Here is a 26,508-nt window from a genome sequence, read left to right on the forward strand (position 1 = left end):
GTTTGTGGTGATACGATGTTGTTCGGTTTCATCTTATTAATTTGCGGAGCAATTAACTCGCTTCCTTTTTTAATTACATCCGAAATTTTATAATCCTTTTTAGGTTTAATTGGTGGCTGGGGCGGCTGCGGTAATATATTCACTGAAAACTTTGTACTTTCTTTTCCCGCAGGTTTCTCTACTTTTTCTACAACTGGCGGCTTTTCAATTACAGCTGGCTTTTCAACGACAGGAGGCTTTTGAATAGGCACCTCTTTTTGAATTGGTTTTTCTTTTTGTATTGGTACTTCTTTCTGAATTGGCATTTCTTTTTGCGGCTTTATTTGCATTTCTTTTTGTGTTTGCTGCATAGCAGGTTGTTGTGTAATTGGTGCAGTTTGATAAGGAGCCTCTTCTTCATCTTCTATTCCAAGCGGCGTAGGTGTCGCTGCAAATTCTTTTTGTTGAACCTCTTTTACATATTCTTTTGGAGGGACTGAACCAACCCCCTTATTTTTTTTCACATGCACACTGCTAGATGGCACCTTTATTTTCATGCCTGGCATAATCAGATCGGGATTACTAAGTTGTGTGTTCGCCTTTTTTAACGTTTCAAAATCTACTCCGTATTTTTTCGCAATTTTCCAAAGGGTATCCCCTTTTTGCACGATATGAATTTTCAAATTTTCCCCCTCCTGTAAAACAAAAATAATATAAAATGAAGCGGTTCTCTATAGTTTAACACTGCTGTTCTTCTCCTCTAGTCATACGCAATATTACACGAATATGAAAAATACAATGATTCCCTCAACACAATGTATGACTGCAATTTGCTAATTATGTTTAATAAAAAAGCGACGGAAACCCGTCGCTTTTACACACGCTCTAACATACGATTTAAAGCAAGAACTGCTTCTTTTGTCACCTGTTTGTCTACTTGAATAACATTGATTTCTTCTCCGCGTTCTATCGTTTCTAGCGCCCATAATAAATGTGGTAAATCAATACGATTCATCGTTAAACAAGGACACATAAAAGGATTTAATGAAATAATTTCCTTATCTGGGTGCTGATGAATAATTCGATTGACTAAGTTCATCTCTGTACCAATTGCCCACTTACTTCCAGATGGCGCTTGTTCAATCATATCAATAATATATTTTGTTGATCCCGCATAGTCAGAAGCTGCTACTACCTCATAGCAGCATTCTGGATGGACAATAATATTCATATCGGGATGATTTTCCCGCACGCTTTCAATGTTTTTGACAGTAAAATTTTGATGCACCGAACAATGCCCTTTCCATAAAATTACCTTTACATCTTCTACATCCCCATCGTATTCTAATGAATCTGTATGTGGATCCCAAACCGCCATTTTATCTAATGGAATTCCTAAGTCATACGCTGTATTTCTGCCTAAATGTTGATCTGGCAAAAAGACAAGACGCTCCTTCTGCGTAAATGCCCAAGATACCATCTTTTTAGCATTAGAAGACGTTACTGTTGCACCACCATTCCTACCACAAAATGCTTTAATAGCTGCTGTAGAATTGACATATGTCAATGGAATCATCGTATCTCCAAATAACCGCGTCAGTTCTTTCCAAGCTCGCTCTGTTTGTTCAATATCTGCCATATCCGCCATGGAACAACCGGCACGCATATCCGGTAAAATAACAACCTGTTCATCTGTCGTGAGCATATCTGCTGTTTCAGCCATAAAATGCACACCACAAAATACGATATATTTTGCAGCTTTATTACTAGCCGCTACTTGGGCAAGTTGCAATGAATCCCCTGCAGCATCTGAAAATTGAACGACTTCATCCTTTTGATAATGATGACCAGGGATAAATAACGATTCCCCTAATTTTTCTTTAATTTCACGAACGCGCTCTTCCATCTCTTGCACTGACATGGTTTGATAACGCTCTGGTAACATCATTTCAATTGGCTGAACCTTCTCTAAAATACTCATTAAGAATCTCCCCCTCTAACCCTATCGCTTTAAACTTCAATATTAAAGCTAATATCTAATGCTCCTGTAGAATGTGTTAATAATCCGAGCGAAATGTAATCCACCCCTGTTTTACCGTACTCAGATAAGTTTTCAATCGTAATACCACCTGATGCCTCTGTTACAATTGCACTTGGAACAATTTTAGAAAACTCACGCACTTCTTCCGGTGTACGATTGTCAAACATAATAATGTCTGCTCCCGCAGCTACCGCTTCTCGAACTTGTTCTTCTGTCTCTGTCTCCACTTCCACCTTCACCATATGTCCAAGTTTTTCTTTTACAGATGTGACTGCATTTGTAATAGACCCTGCAAAAGCAATATGATTATCTTTAATCATGACACCGTCATATAAACCGAAGCGATGATTATACCCACCTCCGCAAACAACTGCATATTTATCAAACATGCGAAGCCCTGGCATTGTTTTTCTCGTATCACAAATACGTGTATGGTCACTTTCTAACGCCCGAACTGCTCGTTGCGTCATCGTTGCTATACCACTCATTCTTTGAATGACATTTAAAATAACACGTTCTGCTGTTAATAAAGAAGCAATCGGACCTTGTACAGTTGCTAATGTATCGCCTTTTTCTACAAAATCTCCATCTTTTTTATAAAATGAAATTTGAATTCTATCATCTATTAATCGAAATCCTTGCTCAATTACATCTGTCCCCGCAAACACACCTGTATCTTTCACAAGAAATGTTCCTTTTGCTTGTAAATTATCAGGAAAAATAAGTTGCGATGTTACATCTCTTTCCCCAATGTCTTCTAGAAAAAAACTCTCTAATGCTTTTCTTACCTTTAACGCGTTCATAAGATTCCTCTTCTCCCCATTACACAAGCTGTAATTTTTTATTAGCAAAAACAATTTCTTTCGTCATTTTATTTCGTCTTGGGTAATCACCACGATAATGACCACCTATACTCTCTTTTCTTTGCAATGCCGCTTCGATAATGAGCTGGCAGACCGTTAACATATTCATAATTGTTATATCTTCATTTGTAAAATCCCTATATTGCAGTTGAATGCTTTGCACATCATACTGTTCAAACCATTTCTTTGCACACAATAAACTCGTTTCTGTTCGTACAATTCCTACGTATTTCATCATCTGTTCTCGTATCTCTTTTTTCCTTGGTAATTGCGTCTGCGTAAATACTTCATCCACTCTTTCATATTTATTTTCTTTTCTTTGAACTGGATGAGATAAAATATGCGCCCCAATTCGTCTTCCAAACACAAGCCCTTCTAACAGCGAATTACTTGCTAATCGATTTGCACCGTGAACACCGTTACAAGCCACTTCACCTACCGCATATAAATGCGGAATAGATGTTTCTCCATCACAATTTGTTTTTACCCCACCCATATGAAAATGAGCACCCGGTACAACTGGAATTCGATTTTGTTTTACATCTATACCATTCTTTTTGCATAATGCTGATACAGTAGGAAATTTCTCTTCAAAGTGTTGAATAGAAGAAATGTCTACATACACACTTTCACCTGCAAGAAGCTGTTCATGAATCGCACGCGCCACTACATCACGCGGCGCAAGATCATGTTGGGGATGTACGTCCAGCATAAAACGCTGTCCTTTTTCATTTAACAGAACAGCTCCTTCACCTCGTACTGCTTCTGAAACCAACCCGCAGCACCGTCCATCTACATAAAGCATCGTTGGATGAAACTGAATGAATTCTAAATCAACAAGCTCTCCACCAGCTCGGTACACAACTGCTAGTCCGTCACCTGTTATCGTTTCATCGTTAGACGTAAATGCATATACGCCACCAATACCACCTGTCGCTAATACAGTATGTTCAGCATAATAACGTTGTATATTTCCTTCACTATCACGAGTCAAAACACCGTAACATGTTTGATTTTCTATTATTAAATCGAGCACCATTTCTTGTTCCACTACTGTAACGTAAGGGATGACTTCCTGAATCAAATGCTCTAATAAGTTTTTTCCTGTTGCATCTCCCCCGGCATGTAAAATACGTCGTTTTCGATGCGCACCTTCTTTTCCAAGATGGAGTCCTTTTTCATCTCCATCAAATTTCATCCCATTTGCAACGAGCTTATGAATCTCGTTTGGCCCCTCTTCAACTAAATATCGAACCGCTTCTTCGTTGTTATAGCTACAGCCAGCGGCTAGCGTATCTTCATAATGATCATTTGCGTTGTCGTATGTAGCTACAGCTGCTGCAATACCGCCCTGCGCTAAATGAGTATTATTATTTCGTTTTGACTTTTTTGTGATAATCATCACATTCTTTTCGTGACAAATCTCTTTCGCAACACTCAGCGCTGCGACACCGCTTCCGATAATTAAGACATCTGCACTTGGCATAATCATTGCCCCCTAGTTTACACTTTTCAACTGTCTTGACACCTATATTTACATAGTTTTAAAATAATGACAAGAGTTTTTTAGAAAGTAATAGTTTTACGAATTTCTCACGCTATATAAAGTGCAACTTTAATCAGTCGGGGTTTCGCCCCTTAATGTAGGATAAATCACTGCTATGAAGAAGAAAAAGAGGCTTCCACTCATTTTCTCTCTCTGTTTTTACTTGGCATGGGGCAGGAAGAGAATCTGACCGCTTCCATGCATGGCTGGATGCTCTATCCCATCTAAAAAAGGTTTTTCATTTACATTAAAAAACGAATGTAACTCTAATATAGAGGAGACTACACATTATGATATATCTTGACTATGCGGCTACAACACCGATGAGCAAAGAAGCAATTGACACATATACGAAAGCAGCACAGCAATACTTCGGTAATGAACAAAGCTTACACGATATTGGGGGATCAGCTTCATCTTTACTACAAGTTTGCAGGGCATCACTTGCACAAATGATTAGCGGAAAAGAACAGGGCGTATTTTTCACAAGCGGCGGTTCCGAATCTAATTATCTTGCAATCCAATCGCTCTTAAATGCTAAAAGCGGCAAACATATTCTTACAACACCGATGGAACACGCATCCATTCGCAGCTACTTTCAATCTCTAGTACATCGAGGTTACACAATTACCGAAATCCCTGTTGATTCATATGGGCTTATTGACCTAAAAGCATTAGAATCGGCTATTACAGACGATACCGTTTTAGCAAGTATTCAACACGGAAACTCTGAAATTGGAACCATTCAACCGATCTCAGAAATCGGAGCACTACTCAAACAGCACCATATTTTATTCCATACAGATTGTGTACAAACATTTGGTAAACTCCCAATTGATGTAACAGAGATGCAAATTGATAGTCTTTCTGTTTCTGCACATAAAATTTATGGACCAAAAGGTGTAGGTGCTTGCTATATCAACCCGCAAGTACGCTGGGAACAAGTCTTCCCAGGGACATCACACGAAAAAGGATTTCGCCCAGGTACCGTTAACGTTCCTGGCATTGCTTCCTTTCTAACAGCGGCAGAACATATATTAGATGACCGAGAAGAAGAAAGAACTCATTTTAAACAATTACGATCTTATTTTATGGAACAATTACAAGCAATTCCTCTTGAAATTCAAGTAGAAGGACATTCTACTTCTTGTTTACCTCATATTATTGGGGTTACAATAAAGGGAATAGAAGGTCAGTACACAATGTTAGAATGTAATCGCCATGGCATCGCTATTTCAACAGGAAGTGCATGTCAAGTCGGCAAACAAGAACCTTCAAAAACAATGCTTGCAATTGGAAAAACGTATGAAGAGGCAAAACAGTACGTCCGCTTTTCATTTGGACGTCACACAACGAAAGACCATATTGATACAACTATTCATGCACTACAAACAATTGGAAATCAATTTTATAGAGGTGTTAAATGATAATGAAACAAAATGATCGAAAAAAAATTTTAGGAGAAGAAAGAAGACAACTTATCCTACAATGGCTCCTTGCAGCTAATGAGCCTTTATCAGGGAGTGAATTATCTAAAAAAACAAACGTCAGCAGACAAGTCATCGTACAAGATATTTCCTTACTAAAAGCACGAAATGAGCCAATTATTGCAACTGCACAAGGATATTTATATTTAAAACCACAAGCAAAACAACAAGCCTTTGAACGTGTTATCGTCTGTCAACATAAACCAAATGAAGTCCGTCAAGAACTAACAATGCTTGTCGATCACGGAGTTACCATTAAAGATGTGAAGGTAGAGCATCCTGTATATGGAGATTTAACAGCTTCGATTATGGTGAGCAACCGCTTTGATGTTGAACAATATTTACAAAAAATCGAAGATACGAAGGCATCTTATCTATCTCAATTAACTGATGGGATTCACTTACATACAATCGAAGCAGATTCTATTGAAAAATTAAACGCTGCTTGCGAAGCGCTAGACCGCGCTGGATTTCTTGTTTATTGATACAAATCATCCCTCACCGGCCGTAAATGAATAAGTAGAAAGCACAAAGATTACCATTACTCTCTGTGCTTTTTCCTATGAAATGATATAATATTGAAATCAATTATAAGGGGGATAACATATGGGGATTAAACTCGTTCACTTTAGCATCGGTAAACCGAAACAAATGCAATACGGTGAAAATAAAGAAATGACAACGGGCATCTGTAAAGAGCTTACAGAAGAAGCTTTTCTATCAAAAGATGGATTTCGCGGAGATGGTGTAGCTGACTTAAGGTTCCATGGCGGGCCTGATCGCGCTGTTTGTGTCTACCCACATGAACATTACGCACTATGGGAGCAAGAATTTCAAACAGTGCTTCCCCCTTCCACATTTGGTGAAAACATCACCGTAACAAATATGTTAGAACATGATGTTTGCATCGGTGATACATATCAATTAGGAGAGGCGATCATCCAAATTACACAAGGCCGAGTACCATGTAGTACCATCTCAAAAAGAGTCGGCATCCCTAGCATTTTACCTCGCATTGTAGAAACCGGTTATACCGGCTATTTATGCCGTGTTCTTCAAGAAGGTATTGTTCGCAAAGACTCAACAATTCAACTACTAGAACACCATCCAAGTCAAGTTTCTATTCTATTTTCTAACGAAGTATATTTTCATAGACGGAAAGATAAAGAGGCGATGGAGAAAATCCTTGCTGTTCCAGAACTGGCAGAAGTTTGGCGTGAGCAGTTAACAGACCGCTTAGCGAAATTGAAATAACATAAAAAATCCCACCTTATCATCTGGTGGGATTTTTTATGGTTACAACCAATACGAAGAATAACTTCCTAGCACCGTAACAGAAAAGCCAAGCGCTTCAAGCTCCATCGTTACCCCTGGCAATAACACATCATCATATCCCTTATCAACATCAATTAAGAAAAAGTAATTGCCAAGACCGGTTTTCATCGGACGAGATTCAATTTTTGATAAATTTAATTTTCTCCATGCGAAAGCTGATAACACTTGATAAAGCGCTCCTGCATAGTCAGCAGGCAACGTTATCATAAGCGTCGTTTTCTCTCCACGGTTTTCACCATTGTTCGATCGTATCGCTTGTTTCTTTTTATGTAGCACGAGGAAACGCGTATGATTATTTTTATGCGTATGAATATTACGCTGTACAACTGCTAAATCATATTTTTCCGCTGCCGCTTCATTTGCAATTGCTGCAACTCTCTCTTTTGGATGTTCCTTTACATACTGCGCCGCTGCGCTTGTGGATGTCATATCACGAACTGTTACACCCTTTAATTCCCCATTTAAAAACTTATGGCACTGTGCAATCGCATGTGGATGAGAATGCACTGCGTATACCTCTTTCCAATTTTCTTCATGATCTGGATGTACAAGTAAATGTTGCTGAATAGGCACTGTAATTTCTCCTACAATGAAGAGCGGCTGCTCATGCACAAGATAATCAACAGTAATATTGACAGAACCCTCAATTGCATTCTCTAACGGTACAACTGCAAAATCTACATTTCCATTTGCTGCAGCATCTATACAATCTGGAATCGTACGATAGGGTACATGCTCTGCTTCCGGAAAAAAACGACTCACCGCCATATTTGTAAATGTTGCTTCCGGTCCTAAATATCCAACTCGAATCATCGTCTTTTCCCCTCTTTTTCATTTTCTTACTGTTATACCATACTTTTTAATATTCTTCTATGTAAATTTCGAATATTTAAAAAAAGACTAGCATTCGCTAGTCTAAATGTTTCCTATATTCTCTTTGAGCGAAGAAGAAATAAATGATGCATGCAGCGATATAAAACAGAATAAACAAGCCCACTTTTCTTAATGATCCATCCATAAAGACAGTATTATGAAACGTATATAACGCAACTGCACTATGCATACTCCCCACTATAATTGGCGCAAAAAATAGCATACATAATTGCCATCGAGAAATCTTCCACACTTCTCCCTTCGTCATCCCAAGTTTGGAGAGTGCCCCGTACTGCTTTCGATCCGATGCAATATTATGAAACCATTTAAAATATACGATGCTACACGAAGTAAGGAAGAATAATATACTAATGAATGAGCCTACAAATAGAGTAAGATCGCCGAACTCTTTCATATTTACATATAACTCCATATTACTTCGAAATGCATCATTTGTATCTTGTTTCATATGTTTCCGTAAATCTGCATTTAATTCCTTCGTATTTTCGATATTTGGTAACATGTAGCCTCTATATATCATTTTTTCAGAATCCGGCATTTTATGTGCAATACTGTCAAAATCTTCATCATTCATGACGAAAAACAGACCATTAATGTACGAAGGATGATAGTTAAATTGTACTCCTTCTTTCTGAGCGTTAAATGTGAATTGATGTGTTTGATTCATTACTTGTAATTGAATCTCTTTTTGATCATATACATTCGGATGATTACGTTTATTATCATAAACAAGTGTAACTGTTCCTTTTTTAGGATGATACGTTTTCTGTTTTTGTTGTCTTGCCTCTTGATTGTATTCACTTTCTTTTATAAGCGGTGCCACTTCTGTTTCTCCCTTATTGGACTGAAAAGATGCATACACTCCAACAAAACTCATATATTGAAAATCGTCATAGCCATATTGATGCAGTAACTTTTCAACCGTACCCTCCTCAAAGATTTCATGAGAAGAAACACCTTTTTCTATGTACGAAAAAGAGTGTACTCCTCCATCTCGCCACATATCTTGCATGCTAGAAAAATATAAGAATACCGCACCTGTCGCTGTAACTACAAACGTCGTTGCCATAGAAAGCATAAAGAAAAAGCGACCATTTTCCTTCATTCGATGTGACAATTGATTCACTATAAATAAATACGGATATGTATACATAATCTTTTTATTTCGTTTTATCACTTCTAACAATTGGACGATGCCATGTGTAAAAGAAAAGTACGTTCCAAAAAAGATAAGTATAGACACAGGGAAAAAGTATAATGCTATCGTTGGCATCGTCACTTGTAGGGCTAACGCATAACCCGTTCCTAAACAAGCAAAACCGAATAAGCAAAGCCACTTTGATGTTTTCTTCTCTCTTTTATCTGTGCGAAACTCTTTTAATAACCGAATAATTTTTATATTCCATATACGTAAAGCACTTATAAAAGATAAGACAATAAATACGACCATATATGTAACAAACGTTACACCAATCGCTTTCACGTCAAATAGGACAGGGAGTTCCTTCGGAAGACGAAGCAACATACTAAACACCATAAAAAAGAGTTTTAAAAAGATCATACCAAGCCCAATACCGAAAATATTAGCAAAAATCCCTATCAATATTTGCTCGGTCATAATCACTCCTATTACGTTAGATTTCGTCGCTCCCATTAACATATATAATCCTAATTCTTTCTTACGTGCTTCTATGAAAATAGAGGTAGAATACAAAATAAATATGACGAAAAAAGAAATAATTATAACGTTACATACGATAAGTCCCCAGCGTACATTTTGATACCACATCGTCTCTTGCATATACGGATGTACAATGACAGACATGTATGCATAAGAGGCAAATATTGCAAAACAGCTACTTAAGAAAAACACTTTATAATTACGCCAATTTCCCTTTATATTTTGTATCGCTAGCTGTCTAATATTCATCTGCATCCTCCCTGTAACTCGTTACACACGTAAAAAGCTAGAGGCTTCCCTAGCTTTTTACGTGTTTTAAATATCCTCTTTGTGCAATCGCAAAATAAATTGCTGAAGCTAACATATAAGATCCAATTACAATCGCGCCTGATTTCCATAAATCCAAGTAAAGCATTTTCCCTAATGTATGAAGAGCAAATCCACTATGGATCGCACCAATGAGAATCGGGATAAAGAAGATAACTCCCATTTGACGAATTGCAATTTTACGAATTTCTTTATCTGTCATACCGATTCGCTTTAATGACTTAAATTGAATTCGATCTTGTTCTTTATCGTTAAACCATTTAAAGTATGTCATGCTACAAGCGAAGAAGAAGAACAGTACTGCTACGAAGAAACCGATAAACATCGTAATTGCTCCTTGTTCCTTTATCGATTTATACGTAAGAACTGAATTTTGGAAATTCTGTTGTTGTTCTTGAGCAATTCCTTGTTTCAGGTCTACTACGAGGTCCTCTGTTCCTTTCCAGTCCTCAATATAATATCCGTAATATTTCGTCTTTTCTTCATCTGGTACCAGCTTTTCATATTTTACAAAATCTTCATCATTCACAATGAGATACCCTTCATCATTAAAAACAGATTGCGAAGTTGGGTCATTTAGCTTAATAGATTGTTTTTGCCCATTCAGCGTAAACTCAAACGGTTTTGTACGATCTACCTTCACAAAATCATTCATCATATCAATTAAAACCATCGTTGCACTTCCCGGTGCATTATGGACTTCCTCTTTCTTTTGCTTGCGTGCTTCGGCGTTATATTCCTTTTCTGAAATAACCCCTAAAGGCATCTCATGCTCACCATTAAACATCACTAGTTTTTGCTTTCCAGGAAGTTTTACATATGTTACTTTTCTTGCGTCTTCAAACCCGTGTTTTTTCAAAGTTGTTTGCATTTTCTCGTCACTAATGACATTATGCGTATTTACCCCTTTTTCCTCATATGAAATTGCATGAGGAGTACTTGCTACTGTTTTATAGCTCATATCTTGAAAGAATACGTAAAGCGTCCCAGCGGCTGAAGAAACAACAGCCGTAATAATAGAAATAACGAAAAGAAAACGAGCATTATCTTTCATTTTATAAATCAAATTGCTAAGTACAAACATATTTGGATATGTATAGAATGATTTTTTTCGTCTTTGTAACGCTTTTAATACAACTGTACTACCTTGTGTAAATAGTAAATATGTTCCTCCAACTGTTAGTCCTACAATCGGCAAGAAGTACATAAGGAAATTCATAAGCGTCACTTGGAAACAAAGGACATATGCAGCAATAATACATCCTATTCCCGCTACACATAACCACGTAAATGCAAAAGGCTCTACTTTTTGTTTTCTTGCTTCTCTTAATAAATCAATAATTTGTAAACGTCCTACTGTCCAAACACTAAACAATGATAGGATTAAAAAGAGGATGAAATATATGCCAGCTGTAATAAAAACTGCTTTACTATTCCACACAAGCGGCAGTGTTTTATCAATTTTTAGTAATACACTGAGTGCTTGGAAAAATAATTTTGAGCAAAGCATTCCAAGCCCGATACCTACTACAATTGCAATACTTCCTAACATGAGTTGCTCTAATATAATCATTCTGCCAAGTTGAGACTTCGTTCCACCTATTAATGTTAATAAGCCAAACTCTTTTTTTCTTGCTCGTAAAAATGTTGAATTTGCATATAAAATAAAGAGTGCTGAGAAAATGACTACAATATAATTCATTGATTTTAATCCTTCTGTAATCATCGTTTTCATACTAATATTACCGCTTACGACATCTGGATGATAAATGAAGGAAGCATACATGAAAAATACGACAATCGATAAACAACTACTAATCAGGAATGCTTTGTAATTACGCCAATTTCCTTTTACATTATTAAGCGCGAGCTGGCGAAAGTTCATGATATTCTCCTCCTAACATCGCAAGTACGTCTAAAATTTCTTGGAAAAAGGCTTGTTTTGTTTTTCCTTTATGAATTTCCGAGAAAATTTCTCCATCGCGAATAAAGAGAATGCGTTCACAATAACTCGCTGCTACTGGATCATGCGTTACCATCGCAATTGTCACTTTCTTTTGTTCATGTAAATCTTGCAGAGCCCCCATTAACGATTTTGCAGATTTAGAATCTAAGTTCCCCGTTGGTTCGTCTGCTAAAATTAATGTTGGTTCATGAATGATTGCTCGTGCAGCTGCAGCACGTTGCTGCTGTCCACCTGATACTTCATATACTTTTTTATTTAAGATTTCTTCAATGTTTAAGAATTTTGCAATCTCAAGTACCTTCGTATCAATTTCTTTTACAGAGCGTTTTGCCATTACAAGCGGCAAAATAATATTTTCTTTAATGGATAGTGTATCCAGCAAGTTGAAATCTTGGAATATAAATCCTAAGTGCGTCCGGCGAAATTCTGCTAGTTTTTTAGCACGCATTTGACTAATTTCTTCACCATTCACATAAACATGTCCTGAAGTTTGCTTATCAATTGTTGCTAATAAATTTAACAACGTTGTTTTTCCGCTTCCTGAAGGCCCCATAATTCCGACGAATTCGCCTTCTTCTATTTTAAAATTTATATCATTTAAAGCAGTCGTCGCTACTGAACCTTTCGATTGGTACACCTTCGTTAACCCTTTTACTTCAAGAACACTCATTTCTAATCCCCCTATGTGTTTTCTTCTTACATTTACTATAAGAAAAATAAGAAAAAGAAACGAGTGATTTCCCTTACAAAACGTTTTGTTATCTTACAATTTTGTCATTTTTCTCATCAATGCATGGTATTCTGCATCTTTTGCAAATTGGAACGTAAAGGTCGTTCCTTCTCCTTCAACCGATTGAACGTAAATTCCATGATGTAAATTATCGCAAATTTCCTTCGTAATATATAAACCCATTCCAGTCGCTTCTCTCGTTTTACGGCCGTTTATTCCCGTAAAGAACGGATCAAATATACGCTTTACATCTTGCTCTGGAATACCGATGCCATTGTCCTTAATATGTAATAACACCTTTTGATCTTTCTCTTCAATTTGAAATTGAATTTCTTTTTTCTCTGCTTCTGAAATTTTTGTATACTTAATTGCATTTACAACAATTTGACCAATAGCAATGTTCAACCATTTTCTATCAGATGCAACCATACAAGTATCTTCCTCAAACATTACTTTCGGGAATACAGACGATTGAATGAAGGATTTTCGATTTTCATTAATAATACATCGCAGGACCTCTATAACATTTACTACTTCTACTTTATAATCTTTTGCAAATTGCTCTAGCCTTGCCATATGTAACGCTAAATCTAAACCATTAAGTATACGGTTATTTTCTTCACGAATACTCTCAACTGTTCCTCTTGCTTCTCGATGGTCTTTACCAAATTTCTGCAATAGCAATTCAATAACAGATACTGGTGTTTTCATTTGATGAATCCATTGATTCATAAATATCATTTGCTGTTGCTCTTTCGCGTGCTGTTTATGAACTTCATTCATATATTGTTGCCTTAACAACGTAAAAGACTCAACGACCATCTCTTGCTCTGCCGTATACGAAGTATCAATAAGTAAAGAATCATGTAATGTATTTCCGCCAGCAACATATTTTTCGATTCTCTTTAAAAACACACTTCGTTTTCGGTAATCGTAAATGAGGTATACAGTAAAAACAACTACCCCTAATAAAAGTCCATATAACCACGTACTCCAATCAATTGATCTTTTTTCTAAAAGACTTTGCAACTGCAATACGAATCCAAATAAACAAAGGCTTACAATATAAGATAGAATTAAAGAAAAGCGGTCTATGAGGTAATGTTTAACCTTCATGCCCTTCGCCCCACGCTGTAAGAAGCGCATAACCGTATCCGCGTTTCGTTACAATTGCATTTTTAATGCCTAACTCCTCTAATTTCTTCCTTACGCGCTTTACATTTACGGTTAATGTATTATCATCAACAAAAGCCACTTCATCCCATAGCGCCTCTAATAGTTCTTCACGCGTTACATATTGATTCGCTTGTTTCATTAAACACTCTAATAAATAAAATTCATTTTTTGTCAGTTCAGTTTGTTGTCCCTGCCACTCTACTATATGTTGCGATGGGAAAAGTAACAGCCCATTCACACCTAAACAATCACTTTCTGCTACCAGAGCATATTCACCGTATCCACGGCGCAGCGCACTCTTTACCTTTGCCATTACGATATCTAAATGGAATGGCTTTGTAATATAATCATCTCCACCATTCTCAATCGCCATTACTTGATCCATTTCCCCTGTTCTTGCAGAAACAAAAATAATAGGTGCATTCGATGCAGTACGAATTTGACGACACCAATAGAAACCATCAAAATACGGTAAATTAATATCAAGTAACACGAGATGTGGATTTACTTTTACGAACTCATCTTTTATATGACGTAAATCACTTGCTCTAAATGATTGATATCCATACCTTTCTAAATGCTCCTCTAATATTCCCGCAATTTTCTCATCATCTTCCACAATTAATATTTTATACATGTTTTTCTCCCCATAAATATTCTTCTAAAATTACTCCTTTTTCTATTATAAATTGAAATTTTAATTAATGGGGATTTTTTCCTATACTAATCAAACTTTTGCAGAATAAAAAAAAGACCGCCATATTTTGGCAGTCTTAATCGATAAATTCAAACTCATATTCAAGAATTTTTACAATATCTCCATCTTTTGCACCGCGTGCACGAAGCGCTTCATCAATACCCATTCCGCGCATTTGACGAGCAAAGCGACGGACAGATTCATCACGTGAGAAGTCTGTCATCTTGAATGTTTTCTCAATATCGTAACCAGAGATTACAAACGTACCATCGCTTTCACGTGTAATTTCAAATTTAACACCTTCAGTCTCAAATTTGTACATTACACTTGCTTCAGATTCGTCTACAACATCATGTACTGGGAATTCTGGTGTTGTTTCTATTAAGTTTGCTACTTCAAATAATAGATCACGCACACCTTGTTTTGTTACTGCAGAGATTGGGAAGATTTGAACTTCATCTCCTACTTTCTCTTTAAACGCTTGTAAGTTTTCTTCTGCATCCGGCATATCCATTTTGTTTGCAACAACAACTTGTGGACGCTCTGTTAAACGCAGATTGTACTCTTTTAATTCAGCATTGATTGTTACATAATCCTCATATGGATCACGGCCTTCTAAACCAGACATATCAATTACATGCACGATAACACGTGTACGTTCGATATGGCGTAAGAATTGGTGTCCAAGTCCAACGCCGGCGTGTGCTCCTTCGATTAATCCAGGAAGGTCAGCCATAACGAAGCTGCGGTTATCACCCGTTTCAACGACGCCTAGATTTGGAACGATTGTTGTAAAGTGATATTCTGCAATTTTCGGACGTGCTGATGATACAACAGATAATAATGTAGATTTACCTACACTTGGGAATCCAACAAGTCCAACGTCTGCTAGTACTTTAAGTTCTAGGATGACATCACGTTCTTGACCTGGTTCCCCGTTCTCAGCGATTTCTGGCGCTGGGTTTGTTGCCGTTGCGAAACGTGAGTTACCACGACCACCACGGCCACCTCTTGCGATAACTGCCGATTGCTCATGCGTTACTAAATCTGCAAGAATTTGACCCGTTTTTTCATCTTTTACTACTGTTCCTGGTGGGACTTTTACGATTAAATCATCAGATTTACGGCCATGTTGGCCTTTGCTCATCCCATGTTGACCGCGATCAGCTTTGAAATGACGTTGGTAACGGAAATCCATTAATGTACGTAAGCCTTCGTCAACAACGAAAACAACGTCTGCACCTTTACCGCCATCGCCACCTGCTGGGCCACCTTTTGGAACATACTTCTCACGACGATATGCAACCATTCCGTTTCCACCGTCGCCGCCTTTTACATATATCTTGACCTGATCTACAAACATTATTTCACCACACTTTTTTCGATTGGTTGTAATATAACCGAGACTTCATCATCTCGCACTGTATAAGAAATGGAATACCATTTATTGTTTTGGTTTGTAAGCCACGTTTGTAGTTCTTCTACATTCGTTAGCTTGCCACGAAAATCAAAAAAGAAACGAGCATTCTCCGCGTCACATTCAATTGTGATACAAACATAATTTTCAACATAAACGTCTAAACTATGCTGAAGCATTGAGAAAAATTCATTCGTCCACGTACATACTTCTTCATCGTAATGAGATAAGTTATGTAAATTCCCTAATACTTCGTACTCCAATAAGCACGGCTGCTGTTTCCAATTATATGTTAAAATCCACTCTGAAAATAGAGGCATCGATAGCTCCATCAGATAAGATTCTTGTCTCGCTTCTTGGACAAAACGATCGATGAGCCCATGAATCTCTTCCACTCTTCCAAGTGAAAGGTTTCCTTTAATCATCTGCATACGATTAAGCCAATCATGTCTTGAATGGCGCAATGCGTCTATAATTGTCCATTTTTTATTCATCCAGATACTCCTTAATATAGAAAAACTCTAACCTGCACTCAGGTTAGAGTTTTCCGTGAGTTTCTTATGCTTCTTGAGCAACAGGATATACGCTCACTTGTTTGCGGTCACGGCCAAGACGCTCGAAGCGTACTACGCCGTCAACTTTCGCGTATAAAGTGTCATCGCCACCACGACCAACGTTAACACCTGGATAAATTTTTGTACCGCGTTGACGGTAAAGAATTGAACCACCTGAAACCGTTTGACCATCTGCGCGTTTAGCACCAAGACGTTTTGACTGAGAGTCACGACCGTTCTTTGTACTACCTACACCTTTCTTAGATGCGAAAAACTGAAGATCTAATCTTAACATACGTTACACCTCCTGCATTTTTTCTATTAAACGGATATACTTTCCGTAATCAAGTTCGATCGTCTTAAGCGAAACAACCAATCCTTCTAAAAGCGTTTGAGCTTTTTCCATCGTATGAGCATCTAAATCATTAGGCAACTCATACGTTAAGAATCCACCATCACTTCCGAGTTCAATAGTTGCTTGCACATTACAAAGTACTTCCACTGCATTTATAGATCCAAACACGACCGCAGTTGTTCCAGCACAAACAAGGTCTTGTCCATGTGGCGCATAATCGGCATGTCCAGTCATTTTAAATGATTGGATACTTCCTAATTTCGTGCGACTTATCGTAATTTTAATCATCTTAATCAGAATTAAGCGTTGATTGCTTCAATCACTAGCTTAGTGTAAGGTTGACGATGACCTTGTTTCTTACGATTGTTCTTTTTCGCTTTGTATTTGAAAACGATGATTTTCTTAGCGCGACCTTGTTTTTCAACTTTCGCAGTAACTGTTGCACCTTCTACAACTGGGCTACCAACTTTCACGTTTTCGCCACCAACGAAAAGAACTTTGTCAAAAGTAACAGTTTCACCAGCTTCAACATCTAATTTTTCAATGTAGATTTCTTGACCAGCTTCAACTTTAATTTGTTTTCCACCTGTTTCGATAATTGCGTACATACTTGCACCTCCTCATAATTACTAAGACTCGCCAAAACGAGGTAGACATAAAATGCCTTTTTGGAACCTGTCTTGCGCGGTTGTAGCATATAGCAGTTTAGGTGCTATAAACTATAACATAAAGATGTTATCATGAAACATAGACGATTGTCAATAAATGTTCTGCTAACTATTTTTCCGATTCAACATTTCTTTCTTCGTTCCAAATCGAATAATCGCATACTTCTCAGCCTTTTCATCTGTGAAATAAATTTGAAATGGTATATTCTTTGGCAATTCTTTTTGTAAAAATATTTTTTGTACTTCTTTTGGCGCTGCAATTAACACAGCTTCATCCTCTACATGTTTGTACGTAATAAGCTCTCTTTCTAGCTCATATGCAATTGTTTCATTTGAAAGGACATATCCTGTCGTTTTGCAATGTAAACAATCTTCTAGCAATACGTCACGTAGTGAGTGTTTCTTACGCTTACGTGTCATTTCTAAAATCCCGAGCTCTGTAAATCCGAGAACACGTGTATAAGTACGGTCTCCTTGTAAAGAAAAAATAAGTTTCTCTCTTACCTTCTCTTTATTTTCTCGTTTTTTCATATTAATGAAATCAATTAAAATCATCCCACCAATATCACGTAATCTTAACTGACGAGCAATTTCTTCCGCAGCTATTTCATTCGTTTGTAATACCGTATCTTGCAAATTCTGTTTTCCAGTAAATTTACCGGTATTCACATCAATTACCGTCATTGTCTCCATTTGTTCTATGATTAAATACGAACCATTTGGTAACCACACGATTTTTTGTAATGCTTTTTCAATTTCACGCTCAACACCATAGTGGTCAAACATAGACGTTTTTTCATTATGAAGCATAACCTTATCGCTTCCTACTTTATCTTCCACTTCCTTTAAGATAGTATGGGAATCTATTACTACCTTTGAAATGGATTCAACTGGATTTTCTTGAAACACACGATCTAAAAACGTCTCAGGACGGTGTAGGAGTAATGGAGCCTTTCCTTGTTCCTCTTTTCTTTTTAATTTTTCAAATAGCTCCTGCAAATATTTCATTTCGCTCTGCACTTCACTCACAGAACCTTTTTCACATGCTGATCGAAAAATAAAACCACCGGTCCCCTCGACTTGAATATCCATTAATTCTTGTCTTTTCTTATAATTTTTTATTTTCCGGGAAACAGCACGCATCTCATCATATGGCATATAAACGACATATTTCCCGGTAAATTCTATGTTAGCTGTTAGCTTTGGGCCTTTCGTATCAATTGCTTCCTTTACAACTTGCACAAGTAATGCTTGCCCTTCATGTACCCGGTATGATAACGGTACGTCATCATAAGAGAGGTATGCATGCTTTTCTAACCCAATATTTACGAAAGCTGCGTTCATCCCAGCAAGTGTACGTACAACGCGTCCAACGTATATATGTCCGACAATTTCTTGTGCTTCATTTCTTTTCCATAGAAGTTCGACAATCTCTTGATCTTCTTCGACGGCAACTCTCTTTTCTGAGCCAGTATAGTTGATGTATAACGTCTTCAAAATACTTTCCTCACTTTTTTATTTTCTTTTCCTCTTACAATATAAAAGGTTAGTGTCATCGTCAACACTAACCGATTAATTCTTCTACAGATGAAGTTGTTCGTTTCTCAGTAAAATACGCATAAAGCAATTCATTTTCATCTAATGTATAGTGCTCTTTATATTTGCCATGGACGATAATCGAGTGTTTATATCCTCTTCGAAACTTTGTGAAAATCGTATACAGTCGATCATCCGTTTCTACCTCAATTGGAGCAATTTTTTCAATATCTCGCTTATTTCCATAATACCGTTCTAGTAAAAAACGCATAAACGCATAACGCCGTTGCTTCCATTCTTGATATAAAGAAATAGCTAAAAATAAAAGAAGCACCCACATCATAATATTATTACTATTCCAAAGGAGCTGCCATCCTAATATCACACTAAAAAAAACACATGATATTTTCATCATCTTCTCATGCGCCTGTAAATAAGGGAATTGATGTGATAAAACATTAAACAACACTTTCCCGCCATCTAGTGGCCAAATTGGTAATAAATTAAACCCTAGAATAATTAAGTTGTTCCATACAAAAAAATGATACAATTCTTCACTAACCCATCCTGTCCTGGCCAAGACGTATGCTACCCCCAACATCCACACATGCTGAAGAGGTCCTGCTATTACAACGATTAATTCTTCCTTTAATGGTTTATTCCCATGTTCCTCAAGCTCCGCCACTCCGCCAAACGGCAACAACTGGATTTTCTTAATCCTCCATCTATAATGAGCAGCAGCAAAAGCGTGACCGAGCTCATGTATGAGAACAATGCAAAATAACAATAGCAATTCTTTAAAGCGCGCTGTAAAAATTCCAATCGCTATAATTCCCCAAAACAGTGGATGTACTGTAATTTTTGACAATACTTCACTATATTTATTCAAATGAAATCACCTGGATCGGATCGATAAATTTTTCATTCTTTTTGATTGCGAAATAAAATTTACCATTCTTATTATCTGCATTACTCCCAACTGTTCCAACCTTTTGTTTCTTTTCAACATAATCATATAATTTCACAGATGTCTCACCTAAATTTCCATACCAAGATTCCGTACCGTCTGCATGTTGAATCTCAACTATATTCCCAAATCCTTCTTTCTTACCAGCGAAAATGACAATCCCTTCATTTACAGATTCAACAGCTGTATTTGTAGCTGTTTGTACAAATACACCTTGACCATCTTTCTGAAAACTTTGCATGACTTTCCCCGAAGCTGGGACTGCATAATCTTTTTGCTGCACTGTCTGTTTCTTTTCACTTACAGGTAAAAATGATAGTGGTTTTCCAAATTGCCCTTCATACCATTTTGATACAGTAGCAAACTGAAATTCTTCTTGCATCACTTGTTTTACAACCGTTTTTGCTCCAACAAAAGGAGCAGGTGCCTTTTTAAATAAAATAGCTACTGAGAGAACAAGAATTGCTGCTAGTAAAACCTTAAATAAAAATACTTCTTTTCGAAAAAGAGGGTGTACCTCTTTTTCACCTTCTTCAATGAACATCGTTTCTCCATCAAAGTTTCCTTCTGAAAAATACTGCTCTTCCTCAAGCCTCTCTTGCTCTTCTTTTCTTTTTGCAATCCGCTTTTTAATCTCTTCTACACGTCTATTCTTCATCTTGTCCCCTTCCTTTTTCCGCTTCCTCTTGCAGAAAGCGAGTAAAGTGAAACTTCCAGTAAACGAAAGCTCTCTGTTTACCAAAATATAGTTTGTACATATGTATGAGCCTGAAAAGGAAGATATTCATGAGAAGAAAAAAGAAAAGCACCTCGCATACATGCGAAGTGCTTTTAACGAATTCCAAAGAAATTCTTTACTTTTGTAAAAACAGATACTTTTTCTTGTCCAAACGCTTGTAAAGGTACAGACTCACCTAACAAACGTCTTGCAATATTGCGATAAGCTAATGCTGCTTTTCCACTCGGCTGCAAGGCTACAGGCTCTCCTGTATTTGTGGCACGAATGACCTCATCATCATCTTCAACAACCCCAAGTAGATCGATTGAAAGTGTACGCACAATTTCATCTACATCTAACATATCTTGCTCATGCAACATATGACTACGCACACGGTTGATGACAAGTTTTGGTGGTTCGATATCTTCTTTTTCTAAAAGCCCGATAATACGATCCGCATCACGCATAGAAGATACTTCAGGTGTCGTTACAACAATTGCTTTATCCGCACCTGCCACCGCATTTTTGAATCCCTGCTCAATACCTGCAGGACAATCAATTAATATGTAATCATAATCTTGACGTAATACCTGTATTAATTCATCCATTTGTTCAGGTGTTACCGCTGATTTATCACTCGTTTGTGCTGCAGGTAATAAATAAAGCTCATCAAAGCGCTTATCTTTAATAAGAGCCTGAGGTAAACGACAACGACCTTCGACGACATCAACAAGATCAAATACAATACGATTTTCCAGCCCCATTACTACGTCTAAATTTCTTAGACCAATATCCGTGTCAATTAAGCAAATCTTTTTCCCCGATAATGCTAAGGCTGTACCAATGTTTGCAGACGTTGTAGTTTTACCTACTCCGCCTTTTCCAGATGTAATTACTATTGCCTCTCCCACAGCTATACAATTCCCCTTTCTAACTTTGTTAAATTAGGTCTAAGATGAGTGAGAAGTTGCAGGCGATCGACAACAATGTGATTGTTCTCATCAATATACGCACATTCTGCCGTCTCTGCTCCGTCTTCTTTCTCTTCCGGAGCCCGCATTGTCACATCACTAATTCGAAGTTGCATCGGATTCATAACAGATGCCGCAATGACAGCATCTTTATCCCCATGATATCCTGCATGTGCAATACCTCGCAATGCTCCAATGACAAAAATATTTCCCCCAGCGATAACCGTTCCGCCTGGATTAACATCTCCAATTAATAATAAGTTTCCCGTTACATGTAATACTTGACCTGAGCGAACAATTTTGGAAACAGGGACAATTTCTGTTTCTTCTTTCCACGCTATTGCTTCAGCTTTCGTGATAACATCACTCTCGATTGAATCCACAACAAGATTTTTTTTATTGCGAATCAAAGTTCGAATTTCTTCTTGCTGTACATCTGTCAAATAACGATTACCAACTTTAACATGCACTTCAATTAACGAACGTCCATCACCATCGTAATAGTGAGTGGAAAGTTTTTCATCCAGTTCTTTCAGTAACTCAGGAAATGCGCAGCAATCATCTAAATGTAATGTCAGTCCATCTTTTGTCCCTTTTATCGTTACATTCTGTTGCTTTTTTTCTTCCACTAAAGTTCACCCCAACGATTCAATTCGACATAAAATCAGAAAATCCTTTTTTCTTTTTCTTCCATCGCTTTTGAAAGACGTACAAGATATCGTCTCAATGGGAAACAAACTAGCAATAAGAAAATTCCATTTAACAATAAAGTGGCAAGGAGACGATCTGAGAAAAAGATATGCGCTGGTACATGAATGCGACCTAACAAAGTTAAAAATCCATATACATAATATTCTAATACCGCGATACCTGTTAATACAATAAAAGAAACAATGAATAGATTCAATTGCAACACTTTCATCGTACTATACACAAGATACACTAAAATTGGATAGGCAAAGATATACACACCAACAAGCTCTGTATATACGGTATCAAATAGAAAACCAAATAATAATCCATAATAAATCCCTTGCAAAGGACTAAAGTAAACCGTAATAAAACATAACACAATTATAAAGAAGTGCGGAACTGCAATACTATCTTTCCAAAATAATGCTGTTGGAACTACAGTAGAAAACATATTTTCGAATAAGAACACAAAAAGAAGCAGTAGAGGAAGAGTTGCCCTTTTCAAAATAGCCATATCTTCTTCCCCCCTACTGTTCTAACGCCGCTGTGGGCATAACTCTTTTTGCAACCATAACATGGTCCACATCATTTAAATCCGCAGCAGGTTTCACGTAAGCTGTTTGTGTTAATCCGTATTCATCTGGTGTAACATCTACAATGTTACCAATGATTAATCCATCAGGGAAAATACCACCTAATCCTGATGTTACAACCGTTTGATCTTTTTCTACTTTTACGTCAGATGGAATTTTTGTGAAAACAAGTGCTTGTTTTTCTTTGTCGTATCCTTCAATCAATCCGAAAATACGCTTATCTCCCTCTACTACAGCAGAAATACGATTTGTTCGATTTAGTGAGCTCAATAATTCTACAGTTGATGTAAATTGAGACACACTTTTCACTCGTCCTACTAAACCTTTTGAAGTCACAACAGCCATATCCTTTTCGATTCCTTGCTGCGCGCCTCTATCAATCCCGATTAAGTCATACCACTTGTCCGGATTGCGTGCAATCACTGTAGCTTGAATTTGCTTATGGTCACGAAGAGAAGTTTCTTTACCAATCGTTTCGCGAAGCTTCTCATTATCTTTTTCTAAAGCCTTTACTTTCACAGATAAATCCGCATACTTATCTAATTTTTCTTTTAATGTTTTATTTTCTTCATACGTGCGCTTTATATCTTCTACATTCTCAAAGAATCCGGCAACATAATTCGCAGGCTTTTGGAATACACGTTCTACAACACCGACAGTATCTTTTACAAACTGCTCTGGCCATGTTAGACTTTTTCTTTCTTTCAATGAGATTCCAATCAATGCCACGAGAAGAATAATACTAACTAGCAAAACAATTAATCTTTTGTTTAAGAAAAACTGTGGCACGTTCACACCCTCTTAATTTCATTGATTTTTATTTTGAAATATTATCGAGCAGTTTTGAAAAGGTCGATATTATCTAAAGCTTTACCTGTTCCAATCGCTACACAGTCAAGTGGGTTTTCTGCAACAAGAACTGGCATTTTCGTTTCTTCACTAATTACTTTATCTAAGTTACGAAGCAATGCGCCACCGCCTGTTAACACAATTCCACGGTCCATAATATCTGCCGCTAATTCAGGTGGCGTTTTTTCTAATGTATTTTTCACTGATTCAACGATTGCTTCTACTGTATCTTTTAATGCATCTGCAATCTCTTCAGGGTTAATTAATACCGTTTTTGGTAAACCACTTACTAAATCACGACCACGGATTTCCATTGGCTCAACACCTTCTGGCTCGCCAGCAGACCCGATTTCCATTTTTAATGCCTCAGCTGTTCTTTCCCCAATCATTAAGTTGTAGTTCTTCTTAATGTATTGAATGATAGAATCATCCATATCATCACCAGCAACACGAACAGATTGACTTGTTACAATCCCACCTAAAGAAATAATCGCAACTTCTGTTGTACCACCACCGATATCAACAACCATACTACCAGTTGGTTCCCAAACAGGTAAGTTTGCACCGATTGCTGCTGCAAATGGCTCTTCAATTGGATATGCATCACGAGCACCTGCTTGACGAGTTGCATCGATTACTGCACGTCTTTCTACAGCTGTAATACCAGATGGTACACATACCATTACATAAGGCTTACGAGAGAAAAATCCATTTGATTTTTGCGCTTGTTGAATGTAATATTTCATCATTGTTGCTGTTGTTTCATAATCAGCAATTACACCATCTTTCATAGGACGAAGAGCCACTACGTTTCCTGGTGTACGACCAATCATTTGTTTCGCATCGCCACCAACTGCAACGATTTGTTTTGTATCTGTTTGCAGAGCTACAACTGAAGGTTCGCGTAAAACTACACCTTTCCCTTTCACATATACAAGCGTGTTCGCTGTCCCTAAATCAATTCCAAGATCACGAGTAAAACCACCAAATCCAAACATGTCATCTATCTTCCTTTCTCATTTTCACGGACTCATTTTTTTACTTTATATTTATAATAAAACAGTACGTTTTTATAATTTCTATTCTTTATTGTAAGCGAATGCCTACAAAAAACTCATAAATCACATTATAAAACAAAATAAGTAAAAAGAATAGTCTTAAATATGACCTTTTTCTTTTAAACTCACGAATTTATGGTCACCTATAATAATGTGATCAAGGATTTCAATACCAATAATCCTCCCACAATCTACCAATCGTTTTGTTACTTCAATATCTTCGCGGCTCGGCGTGGGATCTCCTGAAGGATGGTTATGTAGACATATAATAGAGGCTGCTGCGCGGCGAAAAGCTTCTTTGAAAACCTCGCGGGGATGTACAATTGAGGCATTTAGACTACCAATAAACACGGTTTGCCGATGCATAACTTGATTTTTCGTATTTAAATATAAACAAACAAAGTGCTCTTGTTGCAAAAAGCGCATCTCTTCCATCATATAACGAGCACAATCTTCTGGACTCCGAATACTGTAGCGATTTTGGTACTCTAAACGCACCATTCTTCTTCCTAGTTCAAAAGCAGAGATTAACTGAGAGGCCTTAGCGATTCCTACACCATGAATACTTGTCATTTCTTCTATTGTGGCATCTTTCAACATTCGTAATCCGTCAAAATGGTATAAAATTCGATCCGCTAATGTTAGAACAGACTCTTCTTTAGAACCCGTTCTAAGTAACACTGCAAGTAGTTCCCGATTCGATAAGTTGCTTGCCCCTTCTACTAATAAACGTTCCCGTGGTTGTTCTTCTTTCAAAACGTCACGAATCCCGTTCATATTCTCACTCCTTTTTCATTTTTTTGCAAAGAAAACCCCATGCAATTTTAAGCATGGGATGCATCACTATCAAATTGTTTTAATTCACGAACAAGACGTGCGATTGGTAATCCAACTACACTGTAGTAATCTCCTTGAATATGTTGAACAAATATAGAACCCTTTCCTTGAATACCGTAACTTCCAGCCTTATCAAGTGGTTCTTTCGATGCAATGTACGCATCAATCTCTTCCTCTGTTAATTCCCAAAACGTAACTTCTGTACGCTCATAGAACGTTACTGTTTTTTCTTTTGAAATAAGTGCAACACCTGTATACACTTCATGTGTTTTTCCTGATAACAACTGCAGCATTTCTTTTGCCTCTTTCTCATCAGTAGGCTTACCAAGAATACGCGATTCATATGTAACAATTGTATCTGCTCCTAATACCACACATTCATCATGATTTTCTGCTACAGCAGATGCTTTTTGCAAAGCAAGTGACATGACAATATCAGCAGGCGATGAATATGCACCAATTGTTTCTTCTATTTCACTTACAACAATTTCAAACGATACATCTGCTAGTTCAAGCAATTCCTTTCGGCGCGGTGACCCAGATGCTAAAATAAGTTTCTTCATATGTTCT

The 26,508-nt window shown here is 37.2% G+C and carries 28 protein-coding genes and 1 other annotated feature; of the genes, 3 read left to right on the forward strand and 25 right to left on the reverse strand.

The features are described 5' to 3' along the window. From safA to nadB, 4 genes are all read right to left on the reverse strand, one after another. Positions 1-662, reverse strand: a 662-nt coding sequence (gene safA, locus CN373_RS06760; protein WP_133116033.1) for a SafA/ExsA family spore coat assembly protein, incomplete at its 3' end; no start/stop codon positions are given. A 191-nt stretch (positions 663-853) separates the two neighbouring features. Next, a complete protein-coding gene (gene nadA / locus CN373_RS06765) occupies positions 854-1,960 on the reverse strand; it encodes a quinolinate synthase NadA (protein ID WP_000025281.1) in 1,107 nt (368 codons plus the stop codon). 29 nt (positions 1,961-1,989) lie between these two features. After that, positions 1,990-2,823, reverse strand: coding sequence for a carboxylating nicotinate-nucleotide diphosphorylase (gene nadC / locus CN373_RS06770; RefSeq protein ID WP_098358978.1), 834 nt, complete (start codon positions 2,821-2,823; stop codon positions 1,990-1,992). Between the two features lie 19 nt (positions 2,824-2,842). Continuing rightward, positions 2,843-4,369: an L-aspartate oxidase gene (gene nadB, locus CN373_RS06775; RefSeq protein ID WP_001138573.1), complete on the reverse strand. Its 1,527-nt coding sequence runs from the start codon at positions 4,367-4,369 to the stop codon at positions 2,843-2,845. Between the two features lie 347 nt (positions 4,370-4,716). Here nadB and CN373_RS06780 point away from each other — a divergent pair, with 347 nt between their 5' ends. The 3 genes from CN373_RS06780 to CN373_RS06790 all read left to right on the forward strand — a co-directional run bounded on the left by CN373_RS06780 (position 4,717) and on the right by CN373_RS06790 (position 7,170). Beyond that, on the forward strand, positions 4,717-5,856 hold the full coding sequence (locus tag CN373_RS06780) for an IscS subfamily cysteine desulfurase (RefSeq protein WP_098358979.1): 1,140 nt from the start codon (positions 4,717-4,719) through the stop codon (positions 5,854-5,856). 2 nt (positions 5,857-5,858) lie between these two features. Then, positions 5,859-6,401: a transcription repressor NadR gene (locus CN373_RS06785; protein WP_002057884.1), complete on the forward strand. Its 543-nt coding sequence runs from the start codon at positions 5,859-5,861 to the stop codon at positions 6,399-6,401. A gap of 121 nt (positions 6,402-6,522) precedes the next feature. After that, on the forward strand, positions 6,523-7,170 hold the full coding sequence (locus CN373_RS06790; RefSeq protein ID WP_098358980.1) for an MOSC domain-containing protein: 648 nt from the start codon (positions 6,523-6,525) through the stop codon (positions 7,168-7,170). Between the two features lie 42 nt (positions 7,171-7,212). Here CN373_RS06790 and pheA read toward each other — a convergent pair whose 3' ends face one another. The 21 genes from pheA to CN373_RS06895 form a co-directional block, all read right to left on the reverse strand. Beyond that, a complete protein-coding gene (gene pheA, locus CN373_RS06795; protein WP_000621714.1) occupies positions 7,213-8,064 on the reverse strand; it encodes a prephenate dehydratase in 852 nt (283 codons plus the stop codon). A gap of 97 nt (positions 8,065-8,161) precedes the next feature. Beyond that, positions 8,162-10,075, reverse strand: a complete 1,914-nt coding sequence (locus CN373_RS06800; RefSeq protein WP_098358981.1) for an ABC transporter permease — start codon at positions 10,073-10,075, stop codon at positions 8,162-8,164. 49 nt (positions 10,076-10,124) lie between these two features. Then, a complete protein-coding gene (locus CN373_RS06805) occupies positions 10,125-12,038 on the reverse strand; it encodes an ABC transporter permease (RefSeq protein WP_001011388.1) in 1,914 nt (637 codons plus the stop codon). After that, positions 12,013-12,789 carry an ABC transporter ATP-binding protein gene (locus CN373_RS06810; RefSeq protein WP_000114536.1) on the reverse strand — a complete coding sequence of 259 codons (777 nt, stop codon included), beginning with the start codon at positions 12,787-12,789 and terminating at the stop codon, positions 12,013-12,015. Before CN373_RS06810 ends, CN373_RS06805 begins: the two co-directional genes overlap by 26 nt. A gap of 93 nt (positions 12,790-12,882) precedes the next feature. After that, positions 12,883-13,965: a HAMP domain-containing histidine kinase gene (locus tag CN373_RS06815; protein ID WP_098358982.1), complete on the reverse strand. Its 1,083-nt coding sequence runs from the start codon at positions 13,963-13,965 to the stop codon at positions 12,883-12,885. Continuing rightward, the gene (locus tag CN373_RS06820; protein ID WP_000276714.1) at positions 13,955-14,662 is read right to left on the reverse strand and encodes a response regulator transcription factor; all 708 of its coding nucleotides are present in this window, start codon (positions 14,660-14,662) and stop codon (positions 13,955-13,957) included. The genes CN373_RS06815 and CN373_RS06820 overlap by 11 nt, the downstream gene beginning before the upstream one ends. A gap of 136 nt (positions 14,663-14,798) precedes the next feature. Further along, positions 14,799-16,085: a GTPase ObgE gene (obgE, locus tag CN373_RS06825; RefSeq protein ID WP_098358983.1), complete on the reverse strand. Its 1,287-nt coding sequence runs from the start codon at positions 16,083-16,085 to the stop codon at positions 14,799-14,801. Then, positions 16,085-16,633, reverse strand: a complete 549-nt coding sequence (locus CN373_RS06830; RefSeq protein WP_001037002.1) for a Spo0B C-terminal domain-containing protein — start codon at positions 16,631-16,633, stop codon at positions 16,085-16,087. Before CN373_RS06830 ends, obgE begins: the two co-directional genes overlap by 1 nt. Positions 16,634-16,697: 64 nt before the next feature. Next, complete coding sequence (gene rpmA, locus CN373_RS06835; protein WP_000944957.1) at positions 16,698-16,988, reverse strand: 50S ribosomal protein L27; 291 nt, start codon at positions 16,986-16,988, stop codon at positions 16,698-16,700. A gap of 3 nt (positions 16,989-16,991) precedes the next feature. Then, positions 16,992-17,336 carry a ribosomal-processing cysteine protease Prp gene (locus tag CN373_RS06840; RefSeq protein ID WP_002057922.1) on the reverse strand — a complete coding sequence of 115 codons (345 nt, stop codon included), beginning with the start codon at positions 17,334-17,336 and terminating at the stop codon, positions 16,992-16,994. Positions 17,337-17,347: 11 nt separating this feature from the next. Then, positions 17,348-17,656 (reverse strand): 50S ribosomal protein L21, encoded by a 309-nt coding sequence (gene rplU, locus CN373_RS06845; protein ID WP_000270909.1) that lies wholly within the window; start codon positions 17,654-17,656, stop codon positions 17,348-17,350. Between the two features lie 14 nt (positions 17,657-17,670). Continuing rightward, positions 17,671-17,748, reverse strand: a sequence feature (ribosomal protein L21 leader region). Between the two features lie 73 nt (positions 17,749-17,821). Then, a complete protein-coding gene (locus CN373_RS06850; RefSeq protein WP_000855421.1) occupies positions 17,822-19,213 on the reverse strand; it encodes an Rne/Rng family ribonuclease in 1,392 nt (463 codons plus the stop codon). A 67-nt stretch (positions 19,214-19,280) separates the two neighbouring features. After that, complete coding sequence (locus CN373_RS06855; protein WP_001046410.1) at positions 19,281-20,141, reverse strand: M50 family metallopeptidase; 861 nt, start codon at positions 20,139-20,141, stop codon at positions 19,281-19,283. Continuing rightward, complete coding sequence (locus CN373_RS06860) at positions 20,134-20,877, reverse strand: M23 family metallopeptidase (RefSeq protein ID WP_000797478.1); 744 nt, start codon at positions 20,875-20,877, stop codon at positions 20,134-20,136. Before CN373_RS06860 ends, CN373_RS06855 begins: the two co-directional genes overlap by 8 nt. 173 nt (positions 20,878-21,050) lie before the next feature. Next, on the reverse strand, positions 21,051-21,848 hold the full coding sequence (gene minD, locus CN373_RS06865) for a septum site-determining protein MinD (RefSeq protein WP_000503306.1): 798 nt from the start codon (positions 21,846-21,848) through the stop codon (positions 21,051-21,053). 2 nt (positions 21,849-21,850) lie between these two features. Further along, complete coding sequence (gene minC / locus CN373_RS06870) at positions 21,851-22,537, reverse strand: septum site-determining protein MinC (RefSeq protein ID WP_000391527.1); 687 nt, start codon at positions 22,535-22,537, stop codon at positions 21,851-21,853. A 35-nt stretch (positions 22,538-22,572) separates the two neighbouring features. Next, positions 22,573-23,115 carry a rod shape-determining protein MreD gene (gene mreD, locus CN373_RS06875; RefSeq protein ID WP_000996200.1) on the reverse strand — a complete coding sequence of 181 codons (543 nt, stop codon included), beginning with the start codon at positions 23,113-23,115 and terminating at the stop codon, positions 22,573-22,575. Between the two features lie 13 nt (positions 23,116-23,128). After that, a complete protein-coding gene (gene mreC, locus CN373_RS06880; protein WP_001135468.1) occupies positions 23,129-23,983 on the reverse strand; it encodes a rod shape-determining protein MreC in 855 nt (284 codons plus the stop codon). A 41-nt stretch (positions 23,984-24,024) separates the two neighbouring features. Then, the gene (gene mreB, locus CN373_RS06885) at positions 24,025-25,041 is read right to left on the reverse strand and encodes a cell shape-determining protein MreB (RefSeq protein WP_000466734.1); all 1,017 of its coding nucleotides are present in this window, start codon (positions 25,039-25,041) and stop codon (positions 24,025-24,027) included. Positions 25,042-25,200: 159 nt separating this feature from the next. Next, positions 25,201-25,878, reverse strand: coding sequence for a RadC family protein (gene radC, locus CN373_RS06890; RefSeq protein ID WP_098358984.1), 678 nt, complete (start codon positions 25,876-25,878; stop codon positions 25,201-25,203). A 47-nt stretch (positions 25,879-25,925) separates the two neighbouring features. Then, positions 25,926-26,501 (reverse strand): Maf family protein, encoded by a 576-nt coding sequence (locus CN373_RS06895; protein WP_000733534.1) that lies wholly within the window; start codon positions 26,499-26,501, stop codon positions 25,926-25,928. Positions 26,502-26,508: the final 7 nt, after the last annotated feature.

It is taken from the genome of Bacillus cereus (assembly GCF_002561295.1).
Taxonomy (GTDB): domain Bacteria; phylum Bacillota; class Bacilli; order Bacillales; family Bacillaceae_G; genus Bacillus_A; species Bacillus_A cereus_S.

Coding starts and splice junctions, on each gene's coding strand:
- radC (WP_098358984.1), bottom strand. CDS start 25,878: ATGAACGGGATTCGTGACGTTTTGAAAGAAGAACAACCACGGGAACGT.
- rplU (WP_000270909.1), bottom strand. CDS start 17,656: ATGTACGCAATTATCGAAACAGGTGGAAAACAAATTAAAGTTGAAGCT.
- CN373_RS06785 (WP_002057884.1), top strand. CDS start 5,859: ATGAAACAAAATGATCGAAAAAAAATTTTAGGAGAAGAAAGAAGACAA.
- CN373_RS06840 (WP_002057922.1), bottom strand. CDS start 17,336: ATGATTAAAATTACGATAAGTCGCACGAAATTAGGAAGTATCCAATCA.
- CN373_RS06830 (WP_001037002.1), bottom strand. CDS start 16,633: ATGAATAAAAAATGGACAATTATAGACGCATTGCGCCATTCAAGACAT.
- CN373_RS06815 (WP_098358982.1), bottom strand. CDS start 13,965: ATGAAGGTTAAACATTACCTCATAGACCGCTTTTCTTTAATTCTATCT.
- rpmA (WP_000944957.1), bottom strand. CDS start 16,988: ATGTTAAGATTAGATCTTCAGTTTTTCGCATCTAAGAAAGGTGTAGGT.
- mreB (WP_000466734.1), bottom strand. CDS start 25,041: ATGTTTGGATTTGGTGGTTTTACTCGTGATCTTGGAATTGATTTAGGG.
- CN373_RS06800 (WP_098358981.1), bottom strand. CDS start 10,075: ATGAATATTAGACAGCTAGCGATACAAAATATAAAGGGAAATTGGCGT.
- nadB (WP_001138573.1), bottom strand. CDS start 4,369: ATGCCAAGTGCAGATGTCTTAATTATCGGAAGCGGTGTCGCAGCGCTG.
- CN373_RS06805 (WP_001011388.1), bottom strand. CDS start 12,038: ATGAACTTTCGCCAGCTCGCGCTTAATAATGTAAAAGGAAATTGGCGT.
- pheA (WP_000621714.1), bottom strand. CDS start 8,064: ATGATTCGAGTTGGATATTTAGGACCGGAAGCAACATTTACAAATATG.
- nadC (WP_098358978.1), bottom strand. CDS start 2,823: ATGAACGCGTTAAAGGTAAGAAAAGCATTAGAGAGTTTTTTTCTAGAA.
- CN373_RS06810 (WP_000114536.1), bottom strand. CDS start 12,789: ATGAGTGTTCTTGAAGTAAAAGGGTTAACGAAGGTGTACCAATCGAAA.
- nadA (WP_000025281.1), bottom strand. CDS start 1,960: ATGAGTATTTTAGAGAAGGTTCAGCCAATTGAAATGATGTTACCAGAG.
- CN373_RS06790 (WP_098358980.1), top strand. CDS start 6,523: ATGGGGATTAAACTCGTTCACTTTAGCATCGGTAAACCGAAACAAATG.
- mreD (WP_000996200.1), bottom strand. CDS start 23,115: ATGGCTATTTTGAAAAGGGCAACTCTTCCTCTACTGCTTCTTTTTGTG.
- CN373_RS06860 (WP_000797478.1), bottom strand. CDS start 20,877: ATGAAGAATAGACGTGTAGAAGAGATTAAAAAGCGGATTGCAAAAAGA.
- CN373_RS06895 (WP_000733534.1), bottom strand. CDS start 26,501: ATGAAGAAACTTATTTTAGCATCTGGGTCACCGCGCCGAAAGGAATTG.
- CN373_RS06820 (WP_000276714.1), bottom strand. CDS start 14,662: ATGTATAAAATATTAATTGTGGAAGATGATGAGAAAATTGCGGGAATA.
- obgE (WP_098358983.1), bottom strand. CDS start 16,085: ATGTTTGTAGATCAGGTCAAGATATATGTAAAAGGCGGCGACGGTGGA.